This is a genomic window from Cupriavidus sp. JZ107, from assembly GCF_053903255.1.
The window spans coordinates 2,614,969-2,638,202 of sequence record NZ_CP096481.1 but is presented as its reverse complement, the minus strand read 5'-3'; the positions used below and the strand labels follow the sequence as shown (position 1 = coordinate 2,638,202).

The 23,234-nt window shown below is 68.5% G+C and carries 26 protein-coding genes, 1 tRNA gene and 1 riboswitch; of the genes, 12 read left to right on the top strand and 15 right to left on the bottom strand.

Features of this window, described 5'->3' with window-relative positions; all coding sequences use genetic code 11:
* Positions 1–10: 10 nt before the first annotated feature.
* From ribBA to glyA, 10 genes are all read right to left on the bottom strand, one after another.
* Complete coding sequence (gene ribBA / locus M1D55_RS21605; RefSeq protein ID WP_456281793.1) at positions 11–1,120, bottom strand: bifunctional 3,4-dihydroxy-2-butanone-4-phosphate synthase/GTP cyclohydrolase II; 1,110 nt, start codon at positions 1,118–1,120, stop codon at positions 11–13.
* 170 nt (positions 1,121–1,290) lie between these two features.
* Positions 1,291–1,929, bottom strand: a complete 639-nt coding sequence (locus M1D55_RS21600) for a riboflavin synthase (RefSeq protein WP_006579653.1) — start codon at positions 1,927–1,929, stop codon at positions 1,291–1,293.
* An 83-nt stretch (positions 1,930–2,012) separates the two neighbouring features.
* Positions 2,013–3,131: a bifunctional diaminohydroxyphosphoribosylaminopyrimidine deaminase/5-amino-6-(5-phosphoribosylamino)uracil reductase RibD gene (gene ribD / locus M1D55_RS21595; protein ID WP_456281792.1), complete on the bottom strand. Its 1,119-nt coding sequence runs from the start codon at positions 3,129–3,131 to the stop codon at positions 2,013–2,015.
* A 193-nt stretch (positions 3,132–3,324) separates the two neighbouring features.
* Positions 3,325–3,912 carry a GspH/FimT family protein gene (locus M1D55_RS21590; protein WP_456281791.1) on the bottom strand — a complete coding sequence of 196 codons (588 nt, stop codon included), beginning with the start codon at positions 3,910–3,912 and terminating at the stop codon, positions 3,325–3,327.
* Complete coding sequence (locus M1D55_RS21585) at positions 3,894–4,352, bottom strand: prepilin-type N-terminal cleavage/methylation domain-containing protein (RefSeq protein ID WP_456281790.1); 459 nt, start codon at positions 4,350–4,352, stop codon at positions 3,894–3,896. The genes M1D55_RS21590 and M1D55_RS21585 overlap by 19 nt, the downstream gene beginning before the upstream one ends.
* Positions 4,349–5,086: a pilus assembly protein gene (locus M1D55_RS21580; protein ID WP_232204842.1), complete on the bottom strand. Its 738-nt coding sequence runs from the start codon at positions 5,084–5,086 to the stop codon at positions 4,349–4,351. The genes M1D55_RS21585 and M1D55_RS21580 overlap by 4 nt, the downstream gene beginning before the upstream one ends.
* Positions 5,080–6,009 carry a PilW family protein gene (locus M1D55_RS21575; RefSeq protein WP_456281789.1) on the bottom strand — a complete coding sequence of 310 codons (930 nt, stop codon included), beginning with the start codon at positions 6,007–6,009 and terminating at the stop codon, positions 5,080–5,082. Before M1D55_RS21575 ends, M1D55_RS21580 begins: the two co-directional genes overlap by 7 nt.
* 74 nt (positions 6,010–6,083) lie before the next feature.
* Positions 6,084–6,557, bottom strand: coding sequence for a type IV pilus modification PilV family protein (locus tag M1D55_RS21570; protein ID WP_456281788.1), 474 nt, complete (start codon positions 6,555–6,557; stop codon positions 6,084–6,086).
* 148 nt (positions 6,558–6,705) lie between these two features.
* Positions 6,706–7,170: a transcriptional regulator NrdR gene (nrdR, locus tag M1D55_RS21565; RefSeq protein ID WP_006577789.1), complete on the bottom strand. Its 465-nt coding sequence runs from the start codon at positions 7,168–7,170 to the stop codon at positions 6,706–6,708.
* A 72-nt stretch (positions 7,171–7,242) separates the two neighbouring features.
* On the bottom strand, positions 7,243–8,490 hold the full coding sequence (gene glyA, locus M1D55_RS21560; RefSeq protein ID WP_006577788.1) for a serine hydroxymethyltransferase: 1,248 nt from the start codon (positions 8,488–8,490) through the stop codon (positions 7,243–7,245).
* 228 nt (positions 8,491–8,718) lie between these two features.
* A riboswitch (ZMP/ZTP riboswitch) is annotated at positions 8,719–8,820 on the bottom strand.
* Between the two features lie 173 nt (positions 8,821–8,993).
* On the opposite strand from glyA, the gene ybgC reads away from it, so the two are divergent.
* The 10 genes from ybgC (at position 8,994) to M1D55_RS21510 (ending at position 16,745) form a co-directional block, all read left to right on the top strand.
* Entirely contained in the window at positions 8,994–9,398 is a 405-nt protein-coding gene (gene ybgC / locus M1D55_RS21555; RefSeq protein ID WP_006577787.1) for a tol-pal system-associated acyl-CoA thioesterase, read from the top strand.
* The gene (gene tolQ / locus M1D55_RS21550) at positions 9,395–10,078 is read left to right on the top strand and encodes a protein TolQ (RefSeq protein WP_023264902.1); all 684 of its coding nucleotides are present in this window, start codon (positions 9,395–9,397) and stop codon (positions 10,076–10,078) included. Before ybgC ends, tolQ begins: the two co-directional genes overlap by 4 nt.
* 25 nt (positions 10,079–10,103) lie before the next feature.
* Complete coding sequence (tolR, locus tag M1D55_RS21545; protein WP_006577785.1) at positions 10,104–10,541, top strand: protein TolR; 438 nt, start codon at positions 10,104–10,106, stop codon at positions 10,539–10,541.
* Positions 10,542–10,592: 51 nt separating this feature from the next.
* Positions 10,593–11,585 (top strand): cell envelope integrity protein TolA, encoded by a 993-nt coding sequence (gene tolA / locus M1D55_RS21540; RefSeq protein ID WP_232204952.1) that lies wholly within the window; start codon positions 10,593–10,595, stop codon positions 11,583–11,585.
* Between the two features lie 332 nt (positions 11,586–11,917).
* Complete coding sequence (gene tolB, locus M1D55_RS21535) at positions 11,918–13,171, top strand: Tol-Pal system beta propeller repeat protein TolB (protein ID WP_052511336.1); 1,254 nt, start codon at positions 11,918–11,920, stop codon at positions 13,169–13,171.
* A 21-nt stretch (positions 13,172–13,192) separates the two neighbouring features.
* The gene (pal, locus tag M1D55_RS21530; RefSeq protein ID WP_023264086.1) at positions 13,193–13,708 is read left to right on the top strand and encodes a peptidoglycan-associated lipoprotein Pal; all 516 of its coding nucleotides are present in this window, start codon (positions 13,193–13,195) and stop codon (positions 13,706–13,708) included.
* 67 nt (positions 13,709–13,775) lie between these two features.
* Entirely contained in the window at positions 13,776–14,534 is a 759-nt protein-coding gene (gene ybgF, locus M1D55_RS21525) for a tol-pal system protein YbgF (RefSeq protein WP_006578188.1), read from the top strand.
* 169 nt (positions 14,535–14,703) lie between these two features.
* Positions 14,704–15,393: a 7-cyano-7-deazaguanine synthase QueC gene (gene queC, locus M1D55_RS21520; protein WP_456281787.1), complete on the top strand. Its 690-nt coding sequence runs from the start codon at positions 14,704–14,706 to the stop codon at positions 15,391–15,393.
* A 57-nt stretch (positions 15,394–15,450) separates the two neighbouring features.
* Positions 15,451–16,563 (top strand): YeeE/YedE family protein, encoded by a 1,113-nt coding sequence (locus tag M1D55_RS21515; protein WP_456281786.1) that lies wholly within the window; start codon positions 15,451–15,453, stop codon positions 16,561–16,563.
* 106 nt (positions 16,564–16,669) lie between these two features.
* A tRNA-Lys gene (locus M1D55_RS21510) sits at positions 16,670–16,745 on the top strand.
* Between the two features lie 89 nt (positions 16,746–16,834).
* On the opposite strand, the gene M1D55_RS21505 is transcribed toward M1D55_RS21510, so the two are convergent.
* The 4 genes from M1D55_RS21505 to M1D55_RS21490 all read right to left on the bottom strand — a co-directional run bounded on the left by M1D55_RS21505 (position 16,835) and on the right by M1D55_RS21490 (position 19,549).
* Complete coding sequence (locus tag M1D55_RS21505; RefSeq protein ID WP_006578190.1) at positions 16,835–17,932, bottom strand: AI-2E family transporter; 1,098 nt, start codon at positions 17,930–17,932, stop codon at positions 16,835–16,837.
* Between the two features lie 115 nt (positions 17,933–18,047).
* Complete coding sequence (locus M1D55_RS21500; protein WP_456281785.1) at positions 18,048–18,548, bottom strand: DUF3318 domain-containing protein; 501 nt, start codon at positions 18,546–18,548, stop codon at positions 18,048–18,050.
* 125 nt (positions 18,549–18,673) lie between these two features.
* Entirely contained in the window at positions 18,674–19,051 is a 378-nt protein-coding gene (locus M1D55_RS21495; protein ID WP_064572827.1) for a phage holin family protein, read from the bottom strand.
* Between the two features lie 180 nt (positions 19,052–19,231).
* The gene (locus tag M1D55_RS21490; RefSeq protein ID WP_315904136.1) at positions 19,232–19,549 is read right to left on the bottom strand and encodes a DUF883 family protein; all 318 of its coding nucleotides are present in this window, start codon (positions 19,547–19,549) and stop codon (positions 19,232–19,234) included.
* Positions 19,550–19,956: 407 nt separating this feature from the next.
* Here M1D55_RS21490 and M1D55_RS21485 point away from each other — a divergent pair, with 407 nt between their 5' ends.
* Positions 19,957–20,601: a peroxiredoxin gene (locus M1D55_RS21485; protein WP_023263675.1), complete on the top strand. Its 645-nt coding sequence runs from the start codon at positions 19,957–19,959 to the stop codon at positions 20,599–20,601.
* A gap of 218 nt (positions 20,602–20,819) precedes the next feature.
* Here the strand turns inward: M1D55_RS21485 and M1D55_RS21480 are convergent, their stop codons facing one another.
* Positions 20,820–22,013: an acyl-CoA dehydrogenase gene (locus M1D55_RS21480; protein WP_006578460.1), complete on the bottom strand. Its 1,194-nt coding sequence runs from the start codon at positions 22,011–22,013 to the stop codon at positions 20,820–20,822.
* A 277-nt stretch (positions 22,014–22,290) separates the two neighbouring features.
* Here M1D55_RS21480 and M1D55_RS21475 point away from each other — a divergent pair, with 277 nt between their 5' ends.
* On the top strand, positions 22,291–23,118 hold the full coding sequence (locus M1D55_RS21475) for an IclR family transcriptional regulator (protein ID WP_456282747.1): 828 nt from the start codon (positions 22,291–22,293) through the stop codon (positions 23,116–23,118).
* Positions 23,119–23,234: the final 116 nt, after the last annotated feature.

The following is a 23,234-nucleotide window of genomic DNA, read 5'->3' as shown; positions in this document are numbered from 1 at the left end:
GGGGGGACGCTCAGTCGTCGTCGCCGTTCATCGGCTGGTAGCCGGTCACTTCGAGATCGTAGCCGGTCATGCTCGGCATCTTGCGCGGCGAGGCCAGCACGCGCATCTTGCCGACGCCCACGTCGCGCAGGATCTGCGCGCCGATGCCGTAGGTGCGCAGGTCCGGCTTGCGCGGGGTGCGCGTCTGCGGCTCGTCCAGCGCGCTGAATTGCGCGAACAGGCGCTCGGCGCTGTCGCCGCAGTTCAGCAGCACCATCACGCCGCTGTCGGCCGCGCCGATCGCTTCGAGCGACGCCGGCACGGTCCACGAGTGGGTGGTGCGGGAGACTTCGAGCAGGTCCAGCACCGACAGCGGCTCGTGCACGCGCACCAGCGTTTCGCGGTCGCGCTGCGGCTCCCCCTTGATCAGCGCCAGATGGGCGTGGCCGCTGGGCTTGTCGCGGTACGCGATGCTGCGGAAGATGCCATACGGCGTCTGCATCGTGCGTTCGCCGACGCGGTCGACGATGCATTCGGTGCGGCTGCGGTAGTGGATCAGGTCGGCGATGGTGCCGATCTTCAGGCCGTGCAGCTCGGCAAATTCGATCAGGTCCGGCAGCCGCGCCATGGTGCCGTCGTCCTTCATGATTTCGCAGATCACCGCGGCCGGGGTCACGCCGGCCAGCGCGGCCAGGTCGCAGCCCGCCTCGGTATGGCCGGCGCGCATCAGCACGCCGCCGGGCTGGGCGGTCAGCGGGAAGATGTGGCCGGGCTGGACCAGATCGCTGGGCCTGGCGTCGCGCGCGACGGCGGCCTGCACGGTACGGGCGCGGTCGGCCGCGGAAATGCCGGTGGTCACGCCTTCGGCCGCCTCGATCGACACCGTGAAGGCCGTGCCGTGCGGGGTGCCGTTGCGGCTGACCATCGGATGCAGTTCCAGCTGGCGGCAGCGCTCGGGCGTCAGCGTCAGGCAGATCAGGCCGCGGCCGTACTTGGCCATGAAATTGATGGCCTCGGGCGTGACGAAATCGGCCGCCAGCACCAGATCCCCCTCGTTCTCGCGGTCTTCCTCGTCGACCAGGATGACCATGCGGCCGGCACGGATCTCGGCAATGATGTCTTCGGTTGGGGCGATCGTCATGAGGTAGGCAAAGGAAAGTCTGGCGGGGCGGCCCCGGGCGGTACCCGTGAGGCGACTGCGGCGCGCCGGGGCGGCGCGCGGTTTAACCCGGCATTGTACGCGATGCGAGCCGGGGGCAAGGGGCCCGGCGGCGGGCCCGAGCACGGGAGCCGGGCCGGCCCGCGTGGCCCTCAGAGGGGTTGGCCCGCCTTGCCGTCGGCGCTCAGCATCCGCTCCACATAGCGGGCGATCAGGTCGATCTCCAGATTGACGCTGGCGCCGGGACGCAGGTCCTGCAGCGTGGTCACCTCGATCGTATGGGGGATCAGGTTGATCGAGAATTCGCAGCCGTCGGGCTGGTCGACCACGCGGTTGACCGTCAGCGAGACGCCGTTGACCACCACCGAGCCCTTGTAGGCCAGATAGCGCGCCAGCTCGCGCGGCGCCCGGACGCGCAGCTCGTGCGATTCGCCGACCGGCGCGAAATGGGTGACCTCGCCGAGCCCGTCGACATGGCCGGACACCAGGTGGCCGCCGAGCCGGTCGGCCAGCCGCAGCGCCTTTTCCAGATTGACGCGGCCCGGCTGCGCGAGGCCGGTGGTCTTGTCCAGCGATTCGCGCGAGACGTCGACGTCGAAGCGGCCGGGCTGCAGCGCCACCACGGTCATGCAGGCGCCCTGGATGGCGATGCTGTCGCCGATCTGCACGTCGGACAGGTCGAGCCCGCCGGCGTCGATCCGCAGGCGGACGCCGGCGTCGTCGGAGTTCTGGTCGCCCAGCGGCGTCACGGAGTCGATGCGGCCGACGGCCGCCACAATGCCAGTAAACATGGTCTGGTCAGCAGGAATAGAAGGGATAGCGAAAGGGGGAAAGCGAAAGCGGCATGCTAGCAGCCCGAAGAAAGACGTGCCGCTCAGCCCGCCGGATGGCGGCGCGCGATCAGCCGCAGGTCGTCGCCGATCTGCCGCACGTCGTGCCAGCGGAAGGCCGGGGCATCCTGCAGCCGGGCCAGTGGCGGCAGGTTGAACATGCCCTGGGCGTCGCCGAGCAGCCGGGGCGCCAGATAGACCAGCAGTTCGTCGGCGCAGCCCTCGCGGATCAGCGACCCGTTCAGCTTGAAGCCGGCTTCGACATGCAGCTCGTTGATGCCGCGCCGGCCCAGTTCCTCGAGCATGCGGCGCAGCTCGACCTTGCCGTGCGCGTTGGGCAGTACCACCACTTCGGCGCCGCGCGCCTCCAGCGCCGTGCGGCGCGCGTGGTCATCGATCGCGCAGAACACCAGCACGGGCTTGGCGAACTCGCCGGTGTCCGGCGTCAGCATGCGCGCGTCCAGCGGCACCTCGAGGCGCGAGTCGATCAGCACGCGCTGCGGCTGGCGCGGCGTGTCGATGGCACGCACGGTCAGCTGCGGGTCGTCGTCGCGCACCGTGCCGATGCCGGTCAGGATCGCGCAGGCGCGCGCACGCCAGGCATGGCCGTCGTCGCGCGCGGCCTGGCCGGTGATCCACTGGCTGGTGCCGTCGTGCAGCGCGGTGCCGCCATCGAGCGAGGCCGCGACCTTGACGCGGACCCACGGCAGGCCGCGGGTCATCCGCGAGACGAAGCCGATGTTCAGATCGCGCGCCTCCTTCTCCAGCAGGCCGCAGCGCACGTCGATGCCGGCATCGCGCAGCCGCTGCAGGCCGCGTCCCGACACCGTGGGATTCGGATCTTCCATCGCCGCCACCACGCGCTTGATGCCGGCGCGCACCAGCGCATCGGCGCACGGCGGCGTGCGGCCGAAATGGCTGCACGGCTCCAGCGTGACGTAGGCGGTCGCGCCGGCGGGGTCGAAGCCGCGCGCCGCGGCGTTCTTCAGCGCCTGGATCTCCGCATGGTCCTGTCCCGCGGGCTGCGTATAGCCTTCGCCGATCACCTTGCCGCCCTTGGTCAGCACACAGCCCACGCGCGGATTCGGCGTGGTGATGAACATGCCGCGCGCGGCGAGCGCGAGGGCCTGCTGCATGGCGGCGTGATCGGTTTCGGAGAACATGAGTGGGCGGTTTCCTGCCGGTTGTCTTGACGGGCCTGACTGGCGTGATGGGTGGCGTATCGGTCGGGCGTATTGGTCGGGCGTATCGGTCGGGCGTATTGGTCGGGCGTATCGGTCGGGCGTATTGGTCTGGCGCACTTGGCTGGCGTGGACGGATCCGGCATGCCGGGCCGTGCTTCCGGGCCGGCGTGGCTCAGGGCCCGGCGTCGGTCCGGCTGTCGCAGTCGGCGTCCTGCCCGGGCGTACAGATGCGCAAGCGGCCCAGCGCGCCGAGCCTGACCTGACGCTGCGCATCGCCGCAGCGCAGGGTAAAGGTGGCCGCGTAGAAGCCGCCACGTTCCGACCGAGAGTATCCCACAGGCGCCAGCCGCAGCGCGCGGCTGCCGTCGGTGGCGCGCAGCGCGACGCGCAGGCAGGCGGCGCCGAGGGTCACCACCGACAGCGTCGGGGCCTCGCCGGTCTCATCGGCGTCGTTTGCTTCCACCGCCACGATACGCCAGCCGCGCGAGAAGTCGGCGATGCCTGGACGCGGCGCCAGCAGGACGGTGCCGCGCCTGGCCAGCGCGAACGCGCGCGCCGTCTCGATCGAGGCCGCCAGCAGGTCGGCGGCCACCCGGACCTGCTGGCGCTCCAGCGCATCGCGATACGACGGGTAGCCGGCGGCGGTCAGCAGTGCCGTCATCGCCAGCGCGGCCAGCGATTCGATCAGCGTGGTCCCCGTATTGTCCTGGCAGGCCCACCAGCGATCGCCGCGGCGCGCGCTCAGCACCCTTCGGGCCATGGTACCGGGCGCCCCGTGCCAGGCGGATTCATCAGCCACTCACCGGTGCTGCGCAGGATCAGCGTGCCGCAGTCGGGGTCGGGCCATTGCGGCACGGCATGCAGTTCGATGCAACGGTCGAGGTCGGCATCGCGCGGGCTGGCATCGATGCAGGCCAACGCCGCCAGACGGTATTGCGGGCGCGCCGGCGGTGCCGGTACCCACTGTGGCCAGCTTCCGGCGGGACGGTGCCCGCTGTCGTCGGCGAAGCTGCCGCGCGTCATCGCGTGGCGCTGCAGTTCGAGCATCGCCGCGATCAGCGCCGTGCGCGCCTGCGCGCGCCAGCTGCGCTGCAGGTGCCGATGCCAGCTGGCGGCTGCGATGCCGGCGACGATGGCGGCGATGGTGATCGCGACGAGCAGCTCGATCAGCGTGAAGGCGGCGGGGCGGGGTACCGTCATGGCGGATATGGCGGCACGAGTTCGCGCCAGCCGAGGCGTCGGATTCCGGCGCGTCCCGGCTGGCCTGCGGCTCCGTCGCGTGGAGACGGATCGATCCATTCGGTTTGCAGCACCACGCGGGCGGCCGGATCGCGGCCCTGGCCGAGTGCGGTGATCCGGTAGCGCCGCGCGGGCACGCCGGCGGGCGCCGATGCGCCGGTGTCCGATGCGCCGGTGTCTTTCTGCGGCAGGCGTTCGATCAGATAGCGCGGCACCGTGGTCGCGCCGGCCATCTCCGCAGGGATGACGGGCAGCGTCGCGCCGCTCTCCGTTCCGATCGGGATGCCGATGTCGTCGGCAGGCAGGCCCACCCCCATCCAGGCTCGCCACGGTGGCGGCTGGCCCACGGCGGCGCTGCACAGGCCGCGCTGTGCCTGCGTGCCGCAACGACCGGGCGCAGGCCATGTTGCGAAGCGATGGTCAGGCTGGGCCGATGCCGCGCTGGCGGCGGCGTCCGCCATTACCTTCGTGATGTCGCGCAGATTGCGCTCGCCGTCGATCAGCGCAAGCTCGGCGGCGCGGAACGCAATCTCGCGTTCGAGCCGCTGGCCGATCGCCTGATGTCCTGCCAGCAGCAGCACGAACAGCGCGCCCGCCAGGGCCATCGTCAGCGTCGACATCACGACCACGGAAATCAGCGTGATGGCGCCGCGTTGCGCTTGCCGAGACATCGCCTCGTCGTTGGCTTTCAACATGGCGACCCCGCGCGGAACGGCGCATTGCGCAGCCATACCGTGGTGGCGAAGACCCGCCGCGAAGCGTTGGGGCGCGAGCGCGGCCGGAACACGATATCGTCGCCCTGCTCGCCGGCCATGCGCGCCGGCAACAGTGGCAGCGGTAGCGGCGGCGGCAGCGCGGCGGTGGTGCCGACCCCGGTGCGCAGCACCAGCGCGATCTGCACGGCCAACACGCCGCACCACGCACCGGGTCCGGCCGCCGCAAGCTCGCTCGCGCGCAGGAAGGTGTCGACGCGGCCATCGCCATCGCGGTCGATGCCATAGCGCAGCTGCAGGGTCTCGACGCCGCGGGCCAGCGCCCCGGTGCTCCAGGTCCTGCCAGCGCTGCCGCCACCGCTGCCTCCATCGCCGCGCCCCGGGTAGCGGCACAGCAACTGCGGCTCGCCGTCGGCACCGTCGGCGACGTAAAGCAGATTGGCGGTCAGATAGTCGGCCGTTCGCGCCGACGACGCCGGCCTGGTTTCCGCAGGAACGGCCGCGATGGGGACGGGATATCCGCTGCAGTCGGTCAGATAGCGGTCCGGCAGCGCCGGATCGCCGGCCGGATGATCGCCGCCGAAGCGGATCAGCAGCGCATCGCTGCCGGCGACGCCGGGTTTGTCGCAAGCGAGCGTGCCGCCGAGCCTCGGTTGGCCGCAGTCGTCGCGGCCGCTCAGCGGCGCAGGCAGGGCAGTGGTCGGATCCGGATGCCAGCCCGCATGGCGCAGCAGCGCGGCAATCGCGTCGAGCAGGGCGGCGCCGCGCTGTTCGAGCTCGCGCTGCTCGGCGGCGATTGCGTAGGCGGAACGCACGGTCAGGAACACCATCGCCGCAGCGCCGGTCGCCAGCGTGCCGAGCAGCAGGCCGACCATCGCGTCGACCAGCGACGATCCGGCGGGCATACGCGCGGGCCGTGGTATCGCCGTGACTTGGGTCGAGGCCGATGCGGCCCGGCGCGGGCCAGGCACGATCGCGATCATGGCCGCAACCGCAGCGCGATCGCGCGCAACGCGATCCGGGGATGGGCGACACCGGTTTCGCCGCGCGGGCTGGGCGACGAAGGCAGGGGGCCGACCACCACGACGCGCTGGCCGGCCGGACAGTGCGACTGCGCCGCGTCGGTCGGCACCGACGCGCACCAGCGTGGCCGCGGCAGGCCGTCGGCATGCGCGACCGGGGGCAGCCTGGCGGGATCGGGCACGGCATCCGGCCCCGCCAGCCCGGCCAGTTCCGCGCCCTCGGCGGCGAGCCGCAGGGCTTGGCCGATCAGCAAGGGATCACGCCACCATTGCAGCGCGGTCGGGCCGAGCCGGGCCAGCGGCAGCAGGCCGATGCCGAGCACGGCCAGCGCGACCAGCGATTCGAGCAGCAGGTAGCCGCGGTGGGGCACGCGCCCGCGGTTGGAACGGTAGAGAACGGAAGGGGAAGCCGCCGAAGGGATCGCAACCATCGCTCTGGTCCTGTCGTGACAAGCGGGGACCAGATTAATCGTCAGCGGGCGGGGATCCGGTGTCGAATCGTGGAGGATTCGACAAGGTTTGCAACAGCGCAGGCCGCAACGGCAACCAGCAAGGCGCCGCTGCCCGTCATGCAGCGCCTCAGCGCTTGCCGTTGGGCGTGCTGACTTCGGCCAGCACGTCGGAGAACTCGGACACGTCCTCGAAGCTGCGATAGACCGAAGCGAATCGGATATAGGCGATCTTGTCGAGCTTGCGCAGCTCGCGCATCACCAGTTCGCCGACCTGGCTGCTGGGAATTTCCTTCTGTCCCAGCGCCAGCAGCTTTTCCTCGATGCGCGCGATCGCCTCGTCGATGGCCTCGGCCGATACCGGCCGCTTGCGCAGGGCCAGCCGCATCGAGTCCTTCAGCTTGCTGCGTGCGTAATCGACGCGGCTGCCGTTCTTCTTGACGATGGCCGGGAAGAACAGCTCGATCCGCTCATAGGTGGTGAAGCGCCGGTCGCAGGCCTCGCAACGGCGGCGCCGGCGCACGGTATCGCCTTCCTCGGACATGCGGGTGTCGAGCACCTGGGTATTGGAGTGACCGCAGAAGGGACATTTCATCGGACCACCTGGAGGCGGAGGTTGAGCGGCCGCGCGCCGCCCGGCAAGGCGGCGGCGCGCGGCGACGGCCGATCAGCCGTAGACCGGGAAGCGCTTGGTCAGCGCCGCGACCTGCTCGCGCACGCGCGCGATGTTGGCGGCGTCGTGCGGGTTGTCCAGCACGTCGGCGATCAGGTTGGCGACCTGGCGCGCTTCCTCTTCCTTGAAGCCGCGCGTGGTCATCGCCGGCGAGCCCAGGCGGATGCCCGAGGTCACGAACGGCTTTTCCGGATCGTTGGGGATCGCGTTCTTGTTGACCGTGATGTGCGCGTCGCCGAGGATCTTCTCGGCTTCCTTGCCGGTGATCTGCTTGGCGCGCAGGTCGACCAGCATCACGTGGCTCTCGGTGCGGCCCGAGACGATGCGCAGGCCGCGCGCGATCAGCGTGTCGGCCAGCGCCTGGGCGTTCTTGACGACCTGCTGCTGATAGGCCTTGAACTCCGGCGACAGCGCTTCCTTGAACGCGACCGCCTTGCCGGCGATCACATGCATCAGCGGGCCGCCCTGGATGCCGGGGAAGATCGCCGAGTTGATGGCCTTCTCATGCTCGGCCTTCATCAGGATCACGCCGCCGCGCGGGCCGCGCAGGCTCTTGTGCGTGGTGGTGGTGACGAAGTCCGCGTGCGGCACCGGGTTCGGGTAGACGCCCGCGGCGATCAGGCCCGCGTAGTGCGCCATGTCGACCATGAAATAGGCGCCGACCGACTTGGCCACCGCGGCGATGCGCTCGAAGTCGATGCGCAGCGAGAAGGCCGACGCGCCGGCGATGATCAGCTTCGGCTTCTTTTCCTGGGCCAGCTTTTCCAGCGCGCCGTAGTCGATGTCCTCGTCGGCGTTCAGGCCGTAGCTGACCACGTTGAACCACTTGCCGCTCATGTTCAGCGCCATGCCGTGGGTCAGGTGGCCGCCTTCGGCCAGGCTCATGCCCATGATGGTGTCGCCCGGCTTCAGAACGGCGAAGAACACACCCTGGTTGGCCTGCGAGCCGGAGTTCGGCTGCACGTTGGCGGCCTCGGCGCCGAACAGCTGCTTGACGCGGTCGATCGCCAGCTGCTCGACGACGTCGACATATTCGCAGCCGCCGTAGTAACGCTTGCCGGGATAGCCCTCGGCGTACTTGTTGGTCAGCTGCGAGCCCTGCGCGGCCATCACGGCCGGCGAAGTGTAGTTTTCGGAAGCGATCAGCTCGATATGGTCTTCCTGGCGCTGATTTTCCTGCTGGATGGCGGACCAGAGTTCGGGATCGATCTGGTCGATCGTGTAGCGGCTGCGTTCGAACATGGCGAAAACTCGTCTGTAGAAGGATCGGTGAAAACCGTGCAATGACGGCGGATGACCGAAGGATACGGGAACGGAACGACGGTAGGGCGCGCGGGGAAGACGCATGCGAACCGCGTCGCCGGCCTGGACGCGGGGCCCGGAGCTGGCGGCGCAGGGCGCACCCTGCTTCCCATTCGCTGGCCCAGGCGAGCGGCAGGCGCGGCGGCTATCGCAAGGGGCCGGAGCCGGGCATCGCGCCCTGGCATCGGACCGCTTCCGGTGGCGTGGCGCCAGAGATCTTGCGCTTCCTCGTGGTAGTACCCACTGACTTCGCCAGTCGCGCAAGGTGGAATGGTTGGCCGGAGTTTACGCGAGGCCCCGGCTCGCCGCAAGCCGGCCGGACCGCCTGGGTCAAGGCGCCGGCGGGCAGGCAGCGGCCGTTCGTCTGTAGGACGGTCCCGGCGTTGCGTTGTCGGACGCCGTGTGACACCGGGGCCGCGCCCGCGTCCGTTACAATCGCGGCCATGACGAATTTCGTATGGCCCCTGCGCGTCTACTGGGAAGACACCGACGCCGGCGGGGTGGTGTTCTACGCCAACTACCTCAAGTTTTTCGAACGCGCGCGCACCGAATGGCTGCGCTCGCTGGGTATCGAGCAGCAGGCCCTCGCCGACGAATCCGGCGTGGTCTTTGTCGTGCGCAGCACGGCGGTGGAATACAATGCGCCCGCCCGGCTGGACGATCTGCTGGAGATCCGCACCCGTATTGAACGGGTCGGGCCCGCCTCGGTCCAATTCGCCCAGGAAGCGTGGCGCGGGCCGCTGATGCTGGCCGCGGGCACGATCCGGGTGGGATGCGTGGACCGCAACAGCTTCCGCCCGGCCCCGATTCCCGCACCAGTCCTCGCAACCATCAAGACCGCTCGATGAATCCCGTGACCGTCACGCAAGACATGTCGATCCTTACGCTGGTGATGCACGCCAGCTTCCTGGCGCAGGCCGTGATGGCCTTGCTGGTCGTCATGTCCTTGTTCTCCTGGACCTATATTTTCCGCAAGCACATGGCGCTGCGCGCCGCGCGCACCCAGACCGAAGGCTTCGAGCGCGATTTCTGGGCGGGCGGCGACCTGCAGGCGCTGTATCACAGCGCGGCCAACAACCGGCACAGCACCGGCGCGCTCGAGCGGATCTTCGAGTCCGGCATGGGCGAATACCTGAAGGCGCGCGAGCGCAGCAACGACGCCGGCGCGCTGCTCGACGCGGCCCGCCGCGCGATGCGCGCCGCCTACCAGCGCGAGATGGACGTGCTCGAGTCCCACCTGCCGTTCCTGGCCTCGGTCGGCTCGGTCAGCCCGTACATCGGCCTGTTCGGCACGGTCTGGGGGATCATGAACGCGTTCCGCGGCCTGTCCAACGTCCAGCAGGCCACGCTGGCCTCGGTCGCGCCGGGCATCGCCGAAGCGCTGGTGGCCACCGCGATCGGCCTGTTCGCGGCGATTCCGGCGGTGATCGCGTACAACCGCTACGCGACCGAGATCGACCGGCTGGCGATCCGCTTCGAGAGCTTCATGGAAGAATTCCTCAACATCCTGCAGCGGCAGACCCGCTGAAGGCCAGGCCAAGGAGAAGCGCAGCATGGCAGCCATTCAGCGCCGCGGCGGCTCGCGCCGCCGGGCCAGCGCCGACATCAACGTCGTGCCGTATATCGACGTGATGCTGGTTCTGCTCGTCATCTTCATGGTGGCGGCGCCGATCGTCAGCCCCGCCGTGGTGGACCTGCCGACCGTGGCCGACGCCACGCCGCAGCAGAAGACCCCGCCGATCGTCGTCACCGTGCACGAGGACGGCACGCTGACCGCGCGCGGCAAGAATCCCGAGGGCGGATCGTTCGAGCGCAAGCTCGACACCAAGGGCCTGCTGGACTTCGTGCACCAGCGCCAGAACGAGAACCCGGACCAGCCGGTGGTGATTGCCGCCGCCCGCGCGGTCAAGTACGAGGCGGTGCTCGACGTGATGTCCGAACTGAAGGCCGATGGCGTCAAGCGCGTCGGCCTGATGGTCAAGTCCAAGTAACCGCTGGATGACGACCGGATGTCGCCCGGAACCCTGCCGTTAGCCTTTCCGATGAAGACCGCCGACTCCTACCCGTATCAGCCGGTCAAGGAACGCGGCACGCTGCGCTCCTTCCTGCTGGCGCTCTTCATGCATCTGCTGCTGGGCATCGTGCTGTACTACGGTGTCAACTGGCAGATCAGCACCCCGGCCGGCGTCGAAGCCGAGCTGTGGGAGGAAGTCCCCGATACCCCGGCTCCCGAGCCGACCCCGCGGCCGCAGCCCCAGCCAACCCCGGCGCCGCCGGCGCCGGTGGCGCAGCCCAAGCCCGAGGAAGACGCCGACATCGCGCTGGAGCGCCAGAAGCGCCGCGAGGCCGAGGCGCGCGAGGCCGCGCGCAAGCAGGCCGAGCTGAAGGCCCGCCAGGAGCGCGAGGAACGCGAGGCCGCCGAGCGCCGCGAGGCGCAGCGCAAGGAAGAGCAACGCAAGGAAGCCCTGCGCAAGGAAGAGCAGCGCAAGGAAGAGCAGCGGAAAGAGGCCCAGCGCAAGGAAGACCAGCAGCGCGCCGAGGAGCAGAAGCGCAAGGAACAGGCCGAGCGCAAGGAAGAGCAGGCGAAGAAGGCCAAGGCGGACGCCGAGGCGAAGGCCAAGGCCAAGGCCGATGCGGACGCGAAGGCCAAGCGCGAGGCCGCCGCCAACGCCCAGCGCCAGGCCGAGCTGGCTCGCCTGAAGGCGCTGGCCGGCGGCAGCGGCTCGGGCGGCGGCACCTCGGACAACGCCGGTTCGGGCGGCCGCGCCTCGCCGGGCTACGCCGACAAGGTGCGCCGCCGGGTCAAGCCGAACATCGTCTTCACCGAGGACGTGCAGGGCAACCCGACCGCGGTGGTGTCGGTATCGCTGGCGCCGGACGGCTCGCTGCTGTCGGCCCGCCTGTCGAAGTCCAGCGGCAATTCGGCGTGGGACAACGCCGTGCTGCGCGCGGTCGAGCGCTCCGACCCGCTGCCGCGCGACGACAACGGCAAGGCGCCGTCCAGCTTTACGATCACTTTCCGGCCCAAGGACTGAGGCAGGCAAGCGTATGATTTGCAACATAGTGCAACCGGGATCGCTGGCCGCCGGGCGGCTGGCTACCATCGGCGGTTGCCTGGCGCGGCCCGGCGGCGCCTCGCTCCGCGCGCCGTTGCCGACGCGTCCGATGCATCGATTGACGATCTCGTTATAGATAGAGGAGCAGCATGCGATCGCTATTGACCCCGCTTTGGGCCCCGCTTTTGGCTCATTTGGCCCATCCGGCCCATGGGGGCTTCGCCTATCGGGCGGCCGACGCCCGCCAACGCACCCTGGCCACCCTCGCCAGCCGGCGCACCGGCCGTTCGGCCGTGCTGGCCTGGATCACCATGGCGCTGGCCATGGTGCTGACGATGGGTACGGCCCACGCCCAGTTGAACGTCGAGATCTCCGGCGTCGGCTCCAGCCAGTTCCCGATTGCCGTTGCCAATTTCCAGAATGAAGGCGCGGCGCCGACCAATCTGACGGCGATCATCCGCGCCGACCTGCAGCGCAGCGGCCGCTTCCGCAACGTGGACGTGGCCGGCGCCACCGTGCCCGAGACCGCCAACGTCGACCTGGCCGGCTGGAAGACCCGCGGTGCCGACGCCTTCGTGGCCGGCAGCGTGACCCCCGCCGGCGGCGGCCGCTACGAGGTGCGCTTCCGCCTGTACGACACCGTCAAGGGCGCCAGCCTGGGCGGCCTGGCCTTTACCGTCGGCCAGGACCAGCTGCGCGTGACCGCGCACAAGATTGCCGACTATATCTACGAGAAGCTGCTCGGCGAGCGCGGCGTGTTCGCGACCCGGCTGTCCTACGTCTCGCGCGTCGGCAACCGCTTCCAGCTGCTGATCTCGGACTCCGACGGCCAGAATTCGCGCGTCGCGCTGACCAGCAACGAGCCGATCATCTCGCCGTCGTGGTCGCCGGACGGCGCCAAGGTGGCCTACGTCTCGTTCGAGGCGAAGAAGCCGGTCGTCTATGTCCATGACCTCGCCACGGGCCGCCGCACGCTGGTGTCGAACCAGAAGGGCAACAACAGCGCCCCGGCATGGTCGCCGGATGGCCGCCATCTGGCGCTGGCGCTGTCGCGCGACGGCAATACGCAGATCTATCAGGTCAACGCCGACGGTTCGGGGCTGCGCCGCCTGAGCCGCAGCAGCGCGATCGATACCGAGCCGCAGTATTCGCCGGACGGCCGCCATATCTACTTCACCAGCGACCGCGGCGGCGCGCCGCAGATCTACCGCATGCCGGCCGCCGGCGAGGAGTCTGGCGCGGCGCAGCGCGTGACCTTCAAGGGCAACTACAACGTCAGCCCGCGGGTTTCGCCGGACGGCAAGCAACTGGCGTACATTAGCCGCGGCGGCGGCTTCAAGCTGCAGCTGATGGACCTGGGCAGCGGCGATGTCACCGCGCTGACCGATACGGCCAACGACGAGGCGCCCAGCTTCGCGGCCAACGGCAAGTACATTCTCTACGCCACTCGCGTCGGCGGTCGCGCGGTGCTGGCGGCGGTGTCGACCGATGGACGTACCAAGCAGGTTTTGTCGCTCCAGTCCGGCGAGGTTCGCGAGCCGTCCTGGGGACCCTTCATGCAATAACAGAAACAGGAGCCTCCTACCATGTCCAACATGATGACCAAGTCTCTCGCCATCGCCGTTCTGCTAACCCTCGGCGCCTGCTCGTCGGGCGTCAAGCTCGACGACTCCGCCAAGGCCGGCGCCGGTACCGGCGGCGCCGCGACCACCGACCCGCGCGCCGTCGCGCCGGTCGACGTTTCGCGCGATCCGCTGAACGACCCGAACAGCCCGCTGGCCCGCCGCAGCGTCTACTTCGACTTCGACAGCTACAGCGTCAAGCCGGAATACCAGGGCATGCTGAACGAGCACGCCAAGTACCTGCAGGGCAACCGCAGCCGCCGCATCCTGATCCAGGGCAACACCGACGAGCGCGGCACCAGCGAGTACAATCTGGCGCTGGGCCAGAAACGTGCCGAGGCGGTGCGCCGTTCGCTGGCGACGATGGGCGTGCCCGAGAGCCAGATGGAAGCGGTCAGCCTGGGCAAGGAAAAGCCCAAGGCGCTCGGTCATGACGAAGCGTCGTGGGCCGAGAACCGCCGCGCCGATATCGTCTATTGATGCGCGTCCATTGATACCCTCTGGGTTCGTTTCGATCCGTTGATTCTGCGCTGAAGAAAGTCGATCCATGAAAGCACGCGTCTCTACTCTGTCGTGGCTAGTCGCCGCAGTTTGTGCCGGCCTGTTGCCGGTCGCCCAGGCGCAGGCCGGTGTCTTCGACGATGACGAGGCGCGTCGCGCCATCATCACGCTGCGAGAGCAGTTCAATGGCTTCCAGGCCACTGCCTCGCAGCGGATCGACCAGAACAGCCGCGCCCAGATCGATATCCAGAACCAGCTCGAAGGGCTGCGCCAGGAAGTGGCGCGCCTGCGGGGCCAGAACGAGGTGCTGCAGAACGAGGTCGCCAATCTGCAGCGCCAGCAGAAGGACTACTACGCGGACCTGGACGCGCGGCTCAAGAAGTTCGAGCCGCAGCAGGTCACCGTGGAAGGCCAGCAGGGCCTGGCCCAGCCGGGCGAGAAGACCGAGTACGACGCCGCGCTCAAGCAGTTCCAGACCGGGGACTTCAAGGGCGCCGGCGCCAACTTCTCGGCCTTCATCAAGAAGTATCCGCAGAGCCCATACCTGCCGCTGGCGCAGTACTGGCTGGGCAATTCGCTGTACGCCCAGCGCGACTACCGCGGCTCGATCACGGTGCTGCAGAACATGGTGCAGGCCAGCCCGACGCACCCGAAGGTGCCCGACGCGATGATCGCGATCGCCAACAACCAGCTGGAGTCGAACCAGAAGGCGGCGGCGCGCAAGACGCTGGAGCAGGTGGTGGCCAAGTATCCCGGCACCGAGGGCGCGCAGGCGGCCAGCAACCGGCTGAAGACGCTGAAGTAGATCGCGCCCGACGTAGCGCGACTGCGCGGCGGCGACGCCGGCGTCCGAAGTGCCAAGGCCCGCGCAAGCGGGCCTTTTTTCGTGGTCGCGCTAAAATAACGGGTTACCCGATTTACCGCGAAGGCCGGCCCGGTCCTTCGCCCGCTACCCCGGCACGCGCCACCCCGAGATGACTCAACGCGCAATCGTCCTGCTTTCCGGCGGTCTGGACTCCGCCACCGTGCTCGCCATGGCCAAGGCCCAGGGCTTCGAAACCTATGCGCTGTCAATGCGCTACGGCCAGCGGCATTCGTCGGAGCTCGAGGCCGCCAGGCGTGTCGCCGCGGCGCTCGGCGCCAGGCGGCACGAGATCGTCGATCTCGACCTGCGCCGGTTCGGCGGCTCGGCGCTGACCGACGACGCGCTAGAGGTGCCGACCGACGGCGCGGCCGGCGGTATCCCCATCACCTATGTGCCGGCGCGCAACACGATCATGCTGTCGCTGGCGCTCGGCTGGGCCGAGGCGATCGGCGGCCGCGACCTGTTCTTCGGCGCCAATGCGGTCGACTACTCGGGCTACCCCGATTGCCGTCCGGAGTACGTGCAGGCCTACGAAGCGCTGGCGAATCTCGCCACCAAGGCCGGCGTCGAGGGCGAACGCATCCGCGTCCACGCGCCGATCATCGACATGACCAAGGCCGAGATCATCCAGGCCGGTGTCCGGCTCGGTGTCGACTACGGCATGACGGTGTCGTGCTACCAGGCGGACGAACAGGGCCGCGCCTGCGGCGTCTGCGATTCCTGCCGGATCCGCCGCGCGGGCTTCGAGGCCGCCGGGGTGCCGGACCCGACCCGCTACCAGAACGCCGCGGCATCCTGACCGCAACGACGCGGCCGCGCCGCTCACTTCCTATCGATCCGCCACCGGCAATCCGCCATGCCTGAAATCGACGTCCCCGCGCTGACGCGCACCGTGCTGGTCTGCACGTTCGCCCTGACCTTTCTGTTCGGGGCGGTCCTGCAGCGCACGCATTTCTGCACCATGGGCGCCGTCTCCGACATCGTCAACATGGGCGACTGGACCCGCATGCGCATGTGGGTGCTGGCGATCGGTATTGCGATGATCGGCACCGGCGTGCTGGCGTGGTCCGGCCAGATCGATCCGGCGCGGACCATCTACGCCGCCGACAAGCTGGCCTGGCTGTCTGCGCTGGTCGGCGGGCTGCTGTTCGGCTTCGGCATGGTGCTGGCGTCGGGCTGCGGCAGCAAGACGCTGGTGCGGATCGGCGCCGGCAACCTGAAGTCGCTGGTGGTGTTCGTGTTCCTGGGCCTGTCGGCCTATATGACGCTGCGCGGGCTGTTCGGCGTGATTCGCGTCAATACCGTCGACACCGTGGCGATGCAGCTGCCGACCTCGCAGGACCTGCCGTCGCTGCTGGCGCAGACCGGCCTGTCGCGCGGCACGCTGCAACTGGTGCTGGGCCTGCTGCTTGGCGGCGTGCTGTCGCTGTGGGCGCTGGCCGGCAAGGGTTTTCGCACCTTCGACAACCTGCTCGGCGGCATCGCGGTGGGGCTGATCATCGTGGCGATGTGGTACGTGTCCGGCCATCTCGGCTTCGTGCCGGAGGACCCGAATACGCTGGAGGAGGTATTCGTCGCCACCAACAGCGGCCGCATGGAAAGCCTGAGCTTCGTCGCGCCGTATGCCTATACGCTGGACTGGCTGATGATGTTCAGCGACAAGAGCAAGGTGCTGACGGTCGGCATCGTCAGCGTGATCGGCGTGATCGCCGGCGCCGCGGCCTATGCGGTGGCCTCGCGCACGTTCCGCTGGGAAGGCTTCGGCAACGCCGAGGACGTCGCCAACCATATCGTCGGCGGCATCCTGATGGGCGCGGGCGGTGTGACCGCGCTGGGCTGCACGATCGGGCAGGGCCTGTCGGGCGTGTCGACGCTGGCGATCGGTTCCTTCATCGCGCTGGCCGGCATTCTGCTGGGCGCCGTGCTGGCGTTCCGCTATCAGATGTGGCGGCTCGAGCGGATGGTCTGAGCGGCAGGGTCAGGCATCATGGGCCGGCCGCGAATTCAGCCCGCCAAGGGCATTGCCGTTGACATGATCAGTCAGCAGTGACTATAATCGCGGCTTCGGTTTTTTCGGGTCGTTAGCTCAGCCGGTAGAGCAGCGGACTTTTAATCCGTTGGTCGCAGGTTCGAATCCTGCACGACCCACCAGTATTGCGAAGGGCCTGTGACGCAAGTCACAGGCCCTTTTTGCATGGTGCGGCGGGGAACTGGCGGGGACGTGCCCTTCGGCGCGGCCCTCAGCGGCCCGGCGTCGGCGGCTGGGTCGGCGGCGTCGGCGTCTTGGTGGTCGTCGTGTTCGACTCGGTCTCGCGCATCGACACGAACAGGTCCCAGCTGGCGATGAACAGCGCGGCGATCAGCGGGCCGATCACGAAGCCGTTGATGCCGAACAGCGCCATGCCGCCCAGCGTCGAGATCAGGATCACCCAGTCCGGCATCTTGGTGTCCTTGCCGACCAGGATCGGGCGCAGCACGTTGTCGACCGCGCCGATCACCAGCGCGCCGAACGCGATCACCGTGATGCCCTTCCAGATCACGCCGGTCAGCAGGAAATAGATCGCGACCGGTCCCCAGATCAGCCCCGCGCCGACCGCCGGCAGCAGCGACAGCACCGCCATCACCACCCCCCACAGCACCGCGCCCTGGATGCCCAGCACCGCGAACAGCAGGCCGCCGAGCAGGCCCTGCAGCGCCGCCACGGCGATATTGCCCTTGATGGTGGCGCGGATCACGCCGGTGAACTTCAGCAGCAGCATCTGCTTGTGTTCGTCGCTGAGCGGCAGCGCCAGCCGGATCCTGCGCGTCAGCTTGGCGCCGTCGCGCAGCAGGAAGAACAGCAGATACAGCATCACGCCGAAGCTGATGACGAACTGGAAGGTGTTCTGGCCGATGCTGAGCGCCTGCGTGGCCAGGTACTGGCTGATCTGGCCCGCCGCGGTGGCCAGTTTTTCCTGGATCGAGGCGACGTCGTTGAGCTCGAGCCGGGTCAGCGCCGAGTTCAGGCTCGACGGCAGTGCCGCCACGGCCTGTTCGAAATAGGCGGTGAAATTGATATGGCCCGAACGGATCTGGTGCACCACCGCGGTGGTTTCATTGAGCAGCGAGGCGGTGACCAGGAACATCGGCAGCACCACCACCAGCAGGCATAGCAGCAGGGTAATCAGCGCGGCGAGGTTCGGATGGCCGCGCATCTTGCGCGTCAGCAGATTGTTCAGCGGGGTGAAGATGATCGCCAGGATCACGCCCCAGAATACCGCGCCGAAAAACGGCTGGAGCACCCAGAAGAAGGCGATGGTGACGATGGCCAACAGGATGTAGAAGGCCTTCTGGTGCATGGCGGTTCAGTGTCGAAGTGTCAGGGACACGAGATGGATGGGCGATGCGCCGGCGAACCCGCGGCCCGCCCGGATGCCAGTGCTGGCCTGGTATTCCGCGGCGGGTCCCGACGGTTCAGCGTACCAGCGGATCGTGAAAACCGGTATCGGTGCGCGCGCCGGCGGCGTCGCGGGCGGCCCTGGCTGCCGGGACATTGCCTTCGGGCGTCTGCGCGCGCGCCTGCTGCCAGGTCCGCCAAGCCCAGTAGCCTGCGCCGGCAACCGCGCCCAGCTTGGACAGCTTCCAGCCCCAGCGCAGCACCGGCACGCGCCGCATCAGCGGCAACGCCAGCGACAGTGCCGAGCTCATGACCGGATAGTCCTTGGCCATGCCGAGCAGCTTCCACATCGACTGGGGCCGCGCCATGCGCGGCAGCCAGGCGCCGATGCGGCCGATGTTGCGGACGCTGGCGCGCACGTCGGCAAGCGATTGCGCGCAGTCGTAGCGCTCGAGCGCCGCGCGCGTGATCAGCAGTTCCTTGCGCACCGCCAGCGGCAGCCGCACTTCGCGGTCCGTGCGCCGGCGTGCCGGCGGTTCGGATCGGGCGGTCCGGGCGCCGACGCCGGTCGGCGCCATCGGCGGCAGTCCGGCTTCGTTCAGCGCCGCGGCCGAGGGCGCGGCGTAAGCGTCGGCCGAAGATCCCGCGGATGCGGCTGGCGTGGGGGCCGGTGTGGAGGCCGGTGTTGGAGCGGGGGTCGGTGTCATTGGCGCAGGCTCTCCCGGTCCTTGTCGATTTCGGCCAGCGTGGCTTCGAACATCGGCGGCGAATTGCGGATGATGTTGCGGGCTGCAAGCAGGCAGATGCCGCCGAGCAGCAGATAGACCACGACCACCGCGCCCAGCGCCTGCACCCGGTAGTTGTCCCAGAACAGCAGCACGATCAGGCCGGTCAACGCGAACAGCGAGAGCCCGAAGAAGATCAGGCCGACCAGCGCCAGCAGCGCCATGCGCAACAGCCGGGATTTTTCCTCGGACAGTTCGACGCTGGCCAGCTCCAGTCGGGTCTGCACCATCGCCGCCACCGAGCTGCCCAGTGTGCGCAGCGAGTCCAGTAACTTGGGTGAGGAGGTGTCGGTCATGCGGTTCCGCTGATTGGAGTGTCGTCATGCGCCGCGTCGCGGCACCCGGCAGGAGGGGGCCCGCGCCGTCGGCGCGCCACGGGCGCCCGCGAACGGGGGCCCGGCTGGGCGCCGGCGCAGGCCGGCAAGTCGCGGTCGGGCGCGGGAACCGGCTGGCTCCGCCGGCCCGACCGGCTGGCTTTACTTGCGATTGAGCAGCAGGCCGATCAGCAGACCGGCGCCGGCGGCGATGCCGACCGCGCGCCAGGGGTGGTCATGTACGTAGTCGTCGGTGGCCCGGGCCGCGGCCTTGCTCTTGGTGACGACGGCGTCCTGCAGGTCCTGCGCTTTTTCCTTGGCTTGCTTCAGCAGGCCCATGCCACGCTCGCGCAGTTCGGCGGCCTTCTCGCCGGTGGTCGAGGCGGCTTGCTTGAGCAGCTCCTCGGCATCGGACAGGACGGTTTTGACATCGCTCATCAGTTTCTCCTGGTTGCGGGCGGTTGTTTCGGATAGTTGCATGTTGGCCTTCCTCGCTCTCGTAGGGTGTCTTCGCCTTGCTGCGGTCCAAGCATTTCCTAGGATATGCGGCGCTCAGCAATGGTTTCAAGACAGCGAGTCCTACAAGTCATGTAGGACATCGGCGCAGCGCGATGCAAACCTTAGTGGTTTTGCCCGGCCGGCACGCCGTCAGGCGTCGCGCGCCCGTCCGGCGCGTCCCGATCGCGAGGTGGCGGCGGGTTTCGGCGTCACGCCGAAGTCTTCGACGATTGATTCGGCAAATGACTTCGCGTGATGTTGTAGTGACTTTATATTTGTTTGTGTCTCACCGCAATCGGAATAGACTGGTCTGAGTCCGGGCGCTGGCTTGCCCGGAGGCAAGCATCATTGGACAGACCACTGACGACTGACAGGCAAGGAGGCAAACCATGGCACTGAGGCTAGGCGACATTGCGCCGGACTTCGAACAGGATTCCAGCGAAGGCCGCATCCGCTTTCACGAATGGCTAGGCGACAGCTGGGGCGTGCTGTTCTCCCATCCGGCGGATTTCACGCCGGTCTGCACGACCGAACTGGGCCTGACGGCCAAGCTCAAGGACGAGTTTGCCAAGCGCAACGTCAAGGCGATCGCGCTGTCGGTGGACCCGGTCGAGTCGCACCTGGGCTGGATCCAGGACATCAACGACACGCAGGGCTGCCAGGTCAATTTCCCGATCCTGGCCGACGCCGACCGCAAGGTGTCCGAGCTCTACGACATGATCCATCCGAACGCCAACGAGACGCTGACCGTGCGCTCGCTGTTCGTGATCGATCCGAACAAGAAGGTGCGGCTGATCATTACCTATCCGGCCAGCACCGGCCGCAACTTCAACGAGATCCTGCGCGTCATCGATTCGCTGCAGCTGACCGACAAGCACAGCGTGGCGACGCCGGGCAACTGGCAGCAGGGCGAGGACGTGGTGATCGTGCCGTCGTTGAAGGACGAAGAGGTGATCAAGCAGAAGTTCCCGAAGGGCTACAAGGCGATTCGCCCGTACCTGCGGATGACGCCGCAGCCGGACAAGCAGCAATAAGTGTCCCGGGAACGGAGACAGAAACAGAAACGGTAACGGAAACAGAAACGAAAACGCCGCCCGGGTCCGCGTGGTGCAAGCGGGCCGGGGCGGCGGCAACGGTGTCGTACCGACGGGTTCGCCCGTCGTCTCCTTGGTAGTGTGCTTTGGCCCGGCGACAGCCGGGCCTTTTTATTGGGCCGTGCTTGCTTGCGCGGCCCGGTTCAGCGCAAGGCCGCTCAGAAGAAGGCCTGGATGCCGGTCTGCGCGCGGCCCAGGATCAGCGCGTGGATGTCGTGCGTGCCTTCGTAGGTGTTGACCACCTCGAGGTTGACCACATGGCGGATCACGCCGAACTCGTCCGAGATGCCGTTGCCGCCGAGCATGTCGCGCGCCACGCGGGCGATGTCGAGCGACTTGCCGCACGAATTGCGCTTCATGATCGAGGTGATCTCGACCGCCGCGGTGCCCTCGTCCTTCATCCGGCCCAGGCGCAGGCAGCCCTGCAGGCCCAGCGTGATTTCCGTCTGCATGTCGGCCAGCTTCTTCTGCACCAGCTGGGTCGCGGCCAGCGGGCGGCCGAACTGCTTGCGGTCCAGCGTGTACTGGCGCGCGGTATGCCAGCAGAATTCGGCCGCGCCCAGCGCGCCCCAGGCGATGCCGTAGCGGGCCGAGTTCAGGCAGGTGAACGGACCCTTCAGGCCGCTGACGCCCGGCATCAGGTTCTCTTCCGGCACGAATACCTGGTCCATCACGATTTCGCCGGTGATCGAGGTACGCAGCCCGACCTTGCCGTGGATCGCCGGCGCGCTCAGGCCCTTCCAGCCTTTTTCGAGGATGAAGCCGCGGATGGCCTCCTTGCCGTCCTCGCCCATCAGCTTGGCCCACACGACGAACACGTCGGCGATCGGCGAGTTGGTGATCCACATCTTGGCGCCGCTCAGCTCGTAGCCGCCGTCCACCTTCTTCGCGCGCGTCACCATCGAGCCCGGGTCGGAGCCGTGGTTGGGTTCGGTCAGGCCGAAGCAGCCGATCCATTCGCCGGTGGCCAGCTTGGGCAGGTACTTCTGCTTCTGCGCCTCGCTGCCGAATTCGTAGATCGGCACCATCACCAGCGACGACTGCACGCTCATCATCGAGCGATAGCCCGAATCGACGCGCTCGACCTCGCGGGCGATCAGGCCGTAGCTGACGTAGTTCAGCCCCGGGCCGCCGTACTGCTCGGGAATCGTCGGGCCGAGCAGGCCGAGCTCGCCCATCTCGCGGAAGATGGTCGCGTCGGTCTTTTCATGCCGGAACGACTCCAGCACGCGCGGCATCAGCTTGTCCTGGCAGTAGGCCGCGGCGGCGTCGCGCACCATGCGCTCGTCGGCGGTCAGTTGCTGGTCGAGCAGCAGCGGGTCGGCCCAGTGGAATTCGGCGTTGGCGGCCATCGAGGTCTCCTTCGGTAGAGCGGTGAACGCGGGTCAGCGTGATTGAACTTGAAATGGAACTTGGAAATCGGCGCGGCGGACCGGCTGGCGGCGTGCCGCCGGTCTTGTTTTGTAGTTCCGCATTGCGGAACCATGTTCCGATGCGTTAGTATAGCGCAAAGCGTCCGGCCGGCAACAGCCATGTCCTGCCGTCGCGACACGTCCCGAAACGTCCCGACTTTCCTTTCACCGCATCTCAACGCCTTCGACCGAGGAGCCCGCCGTGGCCAACTCCGACGTGCTTTCTGCCGCCGCCCCCGCCGCCCCCGAGGCCAAGCCCGACCGTGCGGCGCGCGAGAGCGATCCGAACTTCGTCACCGCGCTGGCCCGTGGCCTGGAGCTGCTGCGGTGCTTTCGCACCGGCGAGTCGATGCTGGGCAACCAGGACTTCGTACGCCGTACCGGCCTGCCGAAGGCGACCGTCAGCCGCCTGGCCGGCACGCTGGTGCAACGGGGGTATCTGCGCTACGACGAGAGCCTGGGGAAGTACGCGCTGGACGCCGGCGTGCTGGCGCTCGGATTTGCCTACCTGTCGGCCTCCGGCGTGGTAGCGCTGGCGCGGCCCCATATGCTGGCGTTCGCGCAGACGCATGGCGTGTCGGTGTCGCTCGGCAAGCGCGAGCGGCTGGAGGTCATCTATCTGGAGTCGATCCGCAACGATGCCGGCTCGATGCTGGGGCTCGGCGTCGGATCGCGGCTGTCGCTGGTATCAAGCTCGATGGGGCGCGCCTATCTGGCGGCGCTGCCCGGGCCGAAGCGCGAACGCCTGCTGGCCGAATTCGCGCAGGCCTATCCCGAGCAATGGAAGGCGCAGCAGGCGCCGATGCGGGCGGCGGTGGCGGAGGCCGAGCAGCGCGGCTACGCGGCCTCGTTCCGCGACTGGCATCCGGCGATCCACGCCTGCGCGGTGGCATTCCGGCCGATCGGCGAGAAGGACATCCACATGCTTAGCTGCAGCGCGTCGTATGGCAGCGTCGACGAAGCGACGTTCCACCAGGCGCTGGCGCCCGCGCTGCGCGCGCTGGCGGCGCGGCTGTCGGAAGGGGCGGGCGGGGCCACGCGCTGAGGGCAGCCGTTCGAAACGCTGAAAGCATCCGAACAACCGGGATGTCGTTCCCGCGAAAGCGGGAATCCAGTGTCTTTGAAAGTCGCTGGGTCCCCGCCTTCGCGGGGACGACCGGT